The following is a 7,494-nucleotide window of genomic DNA, read 5'->3' as shown; positions in this document are numbered from 1 at the left end:
GCTCCCGCCCAATAAACTCACCGCCCGCTACCTCGAGCAAAACAGCGATCAGGTAAAGGTTGAACTGCCTGGCTATACAGCCCCCCGACCCTGGGACCGCATCACTTGGCATTGGGGGGTAAGACTGAGTGATGAGAACCCTGGCGGCGTCATTGAGCTTAACGATACCAATTACACCTTGCCTGTTAAGTTCAACGTTACTGGAGATCTGATACGTGATCGGGGCAATGGCGTGCGGTACGTGCGATACGAGATCAAAGACCGGGCTGGCAACGTCAGCAAGTCTGTGGATTTCGTCGAGTTGGACGTCGACGCCACGCCAATCCCGCGCAAATTGCCACCATCAAAAGTCAAGGAGGCGTCGTCGGGAGCATCGAGCGGTGTACTGATCCCCAGCCATGGGGTCAACGGTGTCACGGTCACTATCCCGTCCGACGCAGTCATTTACGAGGGTGAAGAGGCCTTCGTGCAATGGGCCGCGCCAGGGACTGTCGGCGAATTTCGAACCAATACGCCGGTCTCGGCAGGTTCCAGGGAGTACAACATTCCAAAAGACAAGATTGCTCAGCATCTGGGCAAGACCTTGCCGGTGTATTACGAGGTCATCGAGCCCGGTGTGACAGACCCGCATAAGTCGCAAAATTACAGTTTACGGGTTGAAGAGCTGACCGGTTTACCCAGTGTGCAATGCACCCAGGTAGCGGGCGGCAAGCTCAGCCTCGCGAGCCTCACGACAGGGGTCGCTGACTTCACGCTCGCAAGCTGGACCTTCATGGCGACCGATCAGTACCTTACCGTCACCGTGGTAGGCGTCGACAGCAACAGTCAAAAACTCGAGATCCCGATACTCACCGACTCCCGGGTTCCGGAAGTGGCGCCAGTCATTTCTGTCGGGCGGATTGCAAAGGCCGATCTGCAACGTTTCAAACTGAATCTGGGGTTTGAGGTGGTGGTCAAGGTAAGTTTCGACAGCCTGCAGACCTGGAAGACGTTTGGAAAATTGACCCCGCAACTCATTGCCTGAGGCTTGATTGGAGGAGCGGGTTTGTCTGACAGGACAAACCCGCTCCTTCGTTCCGGGTACCCCTTATCTGGGTTTATTTGTAGGTGAGGGTAAAGCTCAGTGCACCTTTGGCCACACCAGGGCGAACCGCAGTGGTGGGTTCGGTCTGGTAGAAGCGCGCTTTGAAATTCAGCACGGTGGTGCCTGGCGATATCGCGGTTATTGGCACTTCGGTGGCAAGCTCCACGGGCGAACCATCACCCTTGAGTATCTGAATGCCCATTCCTTTGGCATCCGAATCGGTTGTCAGGCTGAATACGCCGTCGGTGGTAGGGCCGATGGGGGCTGACCCAAGGATGCCGTCGAGGCGGATATTGGCCGTCGCGACGAAACCTACACGCGGATCGGTCTCGCATTGGCTCAACGTGATATTGAAAGGGACCGGCGTGGTGGTGTAGCCCTCCCCGGTGAAGTCAGTGGTGTCCCAACTCCCAAGTGGTACGGGGTCGGCACTGACCGGGTTGACGCCGACGCTGCATTGGGCCTGAATGATGGTGCCAATCAATCCATATCCGAACGCTTTGCCCAGATCAGTGATATGCCCACTGAACAGCTCGCTACCATCAAGGCTGTGAGGGCCGGGTGCCAAAGGGCCGGTTTTCACCAGTGTTACCTGATTGTTCAAGCTATTGAGCTGAATGGCTGTCAATATGTTTTTGTCGTTGAATCCATCATAGGGCACGGTCGGACGGCCGATAGGGACGAAAGAGGTGGTACCCTCGCCATTGAGTGGAAAGCCCAGTTTTATTCGAACGCCCACGCCGGCAATATTGGTTTGCAGGATTTTGCCAGTGACATCCTCTCCATTGATCGGCTCCAGCGGGCCAGGAAAGATCGGTGCAGTGGCGCGGGCGTTGAACTCCAGACGATGGCTACCATCGTTACGGCAGCTTGCTAGCATGTTCGCGTTGTTAGGCGTGAAATGACTCATATCAATGCTGCCAATAATGGTGCCGACACGGGCGTCTCGAGGAACGTACAGGGTGCCCATGTTCCTCTGATAGTTCATGGTGGTCGGCCCCCCCGCGGGGACCCATTCGCAATTGGCCGCCAGCGCCAATGGAGGCATACATCCGGCGGCCAGCAGGGCGGCGCGCAGCACTCGGTGCATCTTGAGTTTCATGGTGTTTCCTGATGGGCGGCCGTGGGTGTGGGCCGACTTCTTCATGCTCAAAGACATGTCAGTTCCTGTAATCGGTAACCTTGAGCCTGCTCCATGCTCTCAGGATCGATACTCAGCCGGCACTGCGGGTCGGCTTGCTCTCCCCAGTGAACATCGAGGGTCTGAGGATCGGTGCCGGTGGATAGCATCACTTGCCCGGCCTGGCCGACGATCCCCATGAGGGTGCCTTCGGCATTGCTGACCTGAGCACCGAAAGGCAATGGCTGGCCCTTTGCGGTTCGGCCAGAAATAATCAGGCGATTGACCGTGCGTGCGGGGAAGGTGGCTTTGACGACCGCGCCGCGTCTGGGGACGACTTGGGCGGAGCCGTTATCGATTTCTACCTCGGGCCCCAGATCGTCGGTCTTCAGCACCACCTKATTGGCCCGGTAGGGTTGCATATGCGGCACCAAGGCGTAGCCATGTCGGGTGGTCTTGGTGCCCGCCGCGTTCATGACGCCGACGCCGGCGATGCCTGGCACCTCGATCAAAGCGTTGGTTTCGCCCAGATAAGGACCTGTCTCGAGACCGTCGGCGTGTAACAGCACGGCACCGCTGGCATTGACTGAAACGCTGCGGTAATCCTGGCCTTGGGTCATCCCCGCACCGACAGCGCCAAAGGGCGCTTGATAACCGACCGACAATRCTGTCGATTGCCGGCGGCTTTCATCACTGCTCAGGCTGACGCTGTAGTTAAGCCGGTTGTCGTCGGCGCTGCCGCCGAGGCTGGCTCGCTGGCTGTAGCGGTCGCGGTTGCGCTGTACATCAAAGGTCGCGTTGCTGGAATGGCCAAAATCAAGGGGCAACGACGCACTCAGGCCGAACAGGCGGTCGGTCTCACGGTTGCTGCGGTTATCGCTGAGCGATTGGGAGGCATACAGGTTGTAACTCACCCCCTTGAGTTGGGTGCTGAAGGTGAACTGGAATTGACGTTGTCGATAAGTGCTGTGCCAGTAATCCTGTTGGGACAGACTCAGGCTCAGTGCGCTACCGGTCCAGAGATGCTGATAAATCGAAGTCTCCAGGCGGCTGCGGCGGCTGCCGTGGAACGTCGAGCTGGCGCTGCGTTGGCGAACGGCTTCATCGAAGTCCCGATAGCCCTCGGTCGAATAGCGATACCCGGCAAAACGCAGGTTGGTTTTGGTCGCAAAGGATTTGCCATATTTGAGTGCATAACTCATGCCATGAACAGATTGCGTGTCAAGGGTGTCGATGTCGGCGTCGGATCGAGTGACGTCCAGGGCCACCGCACCGATCGATCCCAGATCCCTCGCAATGCCCAGGGTGCCGGCACGATAGAAGTCACTGGCCATCAGGCCCCCATACAGCGTCGAGTTCCAGACGGTTCCCATCGCCAGAGTGCCTTGCCATAGCAGCGGCTCATCGAGGTCGCCGGTGGCGTTGTAGCGTCCGACCGCGCCGCTGTAGCGCCATATACCTTCACGCAGCAGGTTGCCGAGCGTGGCGTATGGCTGGGTAAACCGCCGAACCTGGCCGTCGGCCTCGGTCAGGACGATTTCCAGTTCGCCGCCGCCGCCCACGGTGCTCAGATCRTCGATTTCATAAGGGCCGGCGCTGACATAGGTGGAATAAATCGGGTAGCCGTTCTGCAGTACCTCCAGTTTGGCGCGCGATTGCGCCACGCCGCGGATGATCGGTGCATAGCCTTGGGCCGAGTCGGGCAGCATGCCCAGGTCCGAATGGATCAGCGCACCCTTGATCGGCACGCTACGAAAAACATCGCCGCCGGTGAAGGTTTCACCCAATGTCAGGTTGGCATGGGTGCCGGGCAGATCGCGCTGGGCATAGGTATACGCCCGGCTCCAGACGCGTTTACCTTCTTCGTCCTGCCGCATCGACTGGTTGCTGCGCAATCGCCAGGGGCCCAGATTGATGCCGCTATTGAGGTACAGATCGTCAGAGGTGTTACGCCCGCCATAGCGGCTGGTACCTTGTTGCGCAGACACCTGGTAATTAACGAAGGCGGCGTTGATACCGTAGTCCCAGCGCTCCGGATCGACGCGGCCAATGACATCGCGGCGCATGGCGATTTGCGGAATGGAAATCGACAGCAACAGCTTGCCGGCGTCCAGGTCGACCTCGGCACCGGGGATCAGTGCGAACAGATCGACGCATGGGCTTCGCAACAACGTCGGGTCGGCCAGGCTGTCGAGCCGAACCCCCAACTCTTCAAGCAATTCGGGAGAAAGGCAAGGCAACAGACGATCGCGTTCGGGACCGGGCTCGAAGGTGATTTCGCGCTGGCCGAAGTAACGCAGGTTGACCTGAATATCAACCCAATAGCGCCCAGGTCCCAAGTCCTGGGCATGGGTCAGGGCGCGCAGGGCCGCGACGCCGGCGTCGCTGGCATGTGCCGGGCTCTGGCGCATGAAACCGCTCTGGAATTCAATCGGCTGAGCGGCATTGGCGGGCTTGATTTCCAGCAAAAGAGCACCGCTGCTGCCGATGAAGAGCAACTGAGCGAGGCGCAGACGCGCAGGCACGGCCGCGCACCCGCGGGCGGGTAAAGAAAAAGTCATGGTGATGGTTCCTGGCAGTTAGTGCGGAAGCACTGCCTCAGGGGGCCAGTTGAATTGGCACGGTCAATGGCACGGTGTAGCCGCCATAGTCGTTGATCGCCGAGAACACGACCTGCAAGCCTTGACTGGATTTGCCTGGTTTGAGGGCGAACGTCTGGCGGCTGAGCGGCTCGACCATGTCCGGGTTCTTGATCGCCTGATGCTCACCGTTGCCCGTCATCTCGATACGAACAAATGACACGTGAAAGGGGGTCGGATTATCCACCATCAGGTGTGGCTGGCCATTGAGGTCCTTGATCGACCATTGCAGGTCCTTGAGGCGTGTGACGGGGTTGTCCTTGAGCTGGACGGGGCGATAGAACAGCTTGATACGGGTGCGCAGGGCAATGTTCAGGACATTGCTGTCATTGCCGTCGGCCTGAGGAATTTCCTGCACATTGAAATAGAACAGCGACTCGCGATCGCTTGGCAGCATGTTAGGCAGTCCATTGATCTGTACTTGCTGCTCCTTGCCGGGGTTGRGTCGAAACAAGGGCGGGGACGGGATGAAGGGAACGGCAACGGTGTCATCGTCACTGGCCGTGTTAACCCAGGTTTGCACGGCGAACGGCCGGTTGCTGGGGTTGGCGACTATCACCGAGGTGCTGCGCTTGTCGCTGTCGAATACCACGCGAGTGGCGCCGATGGTCAAAGCCGCCTGGGCGGTGGGGGCCTGTACATTGAGCATGAGCACGGTCAGGCAGACGCCCAGTGCACGCCATGAAATTACCGGTGGTGGGGGTATGCGGGACATGGGATCTAACTCCATACGCCCGGGTGAGCACATTGCACCCGGACGTATCGAAATGCCGCTTGAACACGACGCACTCAGGCACTGTGTTCAAGAGGGCAGGGTGACTATCAGTTGATGGTGACGATGAACGGGACGTCGGCCGAAGCCGCACCGGCTGTCACTGGCAGGGTGATGGAGCGGTAGTAGGCGTTGAATACCATGTCGGTAGAACCGGTATCTGCCAGATCGTAATCGACGGACGATGTGCCCGGCGCGATCGAGGCACCGCTTCTATCCCTTAGTGAGATCGCTACGCCTCCGGCACCATCAGGGGTGCTGGTGACCGCGAAGTAATCACTGTCGTCCGCATGTGCAGTGCCGTTGAAGGTGACTTTGGCGGTGTTGTCAGCTGGCTTAAGGCCACAACCGGGACCGCCACTTACGCGTAATGCAAAGCTCTTGCCCCTGTACTCCTGGTCAACGGCGGTAAAGCGGGATGCTTCGATGCTACCCATTTTCACCTGATTGCCGACAGAGCCATCTTCCGGGTTGATGATTTCAATCGGGCAGGTGCTGTTCTTGATCTTGCCTTCGAAATGGATGGTGCCGGTGTTTGCATACACGGAAGTGCCTGCCACTGCAGCAGAAAGTCCCAGGGAAAGTGCGAGTAGATGTTTTTTCATGGTGAATCCTTAGTTGGTTTGGTGCGCATTAGTACATAGTGTTGTTTTGGATGGGTAGCACTTGTACTGGGTTTGATTGTGATCAGTTGTCATGACCGGGAGGGATCTTAGAGGGGGTTTTGGAATTAGAACAGTGATCGCTATGTTGATATTTCGACGGGGTATGTAGGAATATTCCTGGCGCCGGCCATTGGCCGATTTCATCGGTAAATTATTGTTTATATTGATATTATTCTTTTCAAAGTGTGTTGCGAGAAAAAAATGTTGATGACTGATAAGGGATGTTTAAGGAGGGCGTACAAAAAAATTGGTGTGGCGGGTGTTGGRGTTTTTTTGTTTGTGACCGGATTTTAAATCGAAGTGGCGATGGAAAAATACTTCGGCGACAAAGTTGATAAGCTGTCGCCGAAGTTTAGCTAAATGTTAGTAACGAACTTGTTCACCGTTTGTCGCAGCATTTTGATTGACGTTGGTGGAAGGTCCGTTTGAACGCCCATTCGGTAATCCAGGTTTAGCTCTGGGTTGCCGGTGAATCGCAATTAGCCTTTCCAGATTTTGTGCTCGTTTCTGTGCGTCTGGCGTTTTTAACGCTGCAAATATTTCTTTAGCTCGTCGCGTCTTTGCAACAGGGTGGGAAAAATGTGCACCCACGTCCATCATAAGGCCGGCCCCGGCCCCGGCCCCGGCCCCGGCTCCGGCTCCGGCTCCGGCTCCGGCGGATGCTCGGGGCGCCTGTTGTGCCAAGTAAATGGGTATCTCATCCAACATCTCTTTCCACGCCGAGTTTGCAGCCCTCCTCGTGAAGAACTTATTCACCGCCCCAAAAATGCCACGGCCGATCGCGGGTATCCCCGTCGCCATCGCCCCAATCACGAAATACGTTGCCCATTCGTTTGCCTCCTCGTCACCGGTCGCAGCGGCGTATCCATGGGCGACAGTTGATGCAGCCGTTAAGGTCGCACTCGTTACAAGCAGCGCAGCACCGATAGCGGCAGAGATCAAGGCCTTCCCAGCCAATTTTGTAGCGACGACAACGGATTTGTATGCCGCAACGCTGGCACCCACGGTAAACAGTGCTCCGACACCCACAAACACCCATGCCAGCCAGTCACCGCCCCCACCCGCTGACAATGAAGGCGTCTGGTCCTCATCCGGCCGCCGCAACCTGCCACTCCAGCCGATCGCCTCATGCCCGGTCGGGTCACGCAGCGCGATTGGGTTGCCCAGGCAGTACGTGTAAGGATTGACCCCGCCGCTGCCGAACGGGCTGAGCG

The 7,494-nt window shown here is 57.7% G+C and carries 5 protein-coding genes and 1 pseudogene; 1 reads left to right on the top strand and 5 read right to left on the bottom strand.

Annotated elements, in window-relative coordinates:
* Positions 1–1,024: hypothetical protein (locus ACXRVY_RS12345; protein ID WP_458237485.1), on the top strand; the 1,024-nt coding region annotated here is incomplete at its 5' end.
* Between the two features lie 73 nt (positions 1,025–1,097).
* Here the strand turns inward: ACXRVY_RS12345 and ACXRVY_RS12340 are convergent.
* The 5 genes and pseudogenes from ACXRVY_RS12340 to ACXRVY_RS12320 form a co-directional block, all read right to left on the bottom strand.
* Positions 1,098–2,132, bottom strand: coding sequence for a fimbrial protein (locus ACXRVY_RS12340; protein WP_411740716.1), 1,035 nt, complete (start codon positions 2,130–2,132; stop codon positions 1,098–1,100).
* Between the two features lie 101 nt (positions 2,133–2,233).
* Positions 2,234–4,765, bottom strand: coding sequence for a fimbria/pilus outer membrane usher protein (locus ACXRVY_RS12335; protein ID WP_458237484.1), 2,532 nt, complete (start codon positions 4,763–4,765; stop codon positions 2,234–2,236).
* A 37-nt stretch (positions 4,766–4,802) separates the two neighbouring features.
* Positions 4,803–5,492 carry a fimbrial biogenesis chaperone gene (locus ACXRVY_RS12330; RefSeq protein WP_458237486.1) on the bottom strand — a complete coding sequence of 230 codons (690 nt, stop codon included), beginning with the start codon at positions 5,490–5,492 and terminating at the stop codon, positions 4,803–4,805.
* A 173-nt stretch (positions 5,493–5,665) separates the two neighbouring features.
* Positions 5,666–6,220, bottom strand: a complete 555-nt coding sequence (locus ACXRVY_RS12325) for a fimbrial protein (RefSeq protein WP_223463091.1) — start codon at positions 6,218–6,220, stop codon at positions 5,666–5,668.
* Between the two features lie 423 nt (positions 6,221–6,643).
* Positions 6,644–7,494: pseudogene (locus ACXRVY_RS12320) on the bottom strand (hypothetical protein); the annotation flags it as partial.

This window comes from Pseudomonas sp. P5_A2_2 (assembly GCF_054177685.1).
The sequence above is the reverse complement of the archived record's forward strand: the minus strand, read 5'-3'. Positions and strand labels throughout refer to the sequence as shown.

Coding starts and splice junctions, on each gene's coding strand:
- ACXRVY_RS12340 (WP_411740716.1), bottom strand. CDS start 2,132: ATGCCTCCATTGGCGCTGGCGGCCAATTGCGAATGGGTCCCCGCGGGG.
- ACXRVY_RS12325 (WP_223463091.1), bottom strand. CDS start 6,220: ATGAAAAAACATCTACTCGCACTTTCCCTGGGACTTTCTGCTGCAGTG.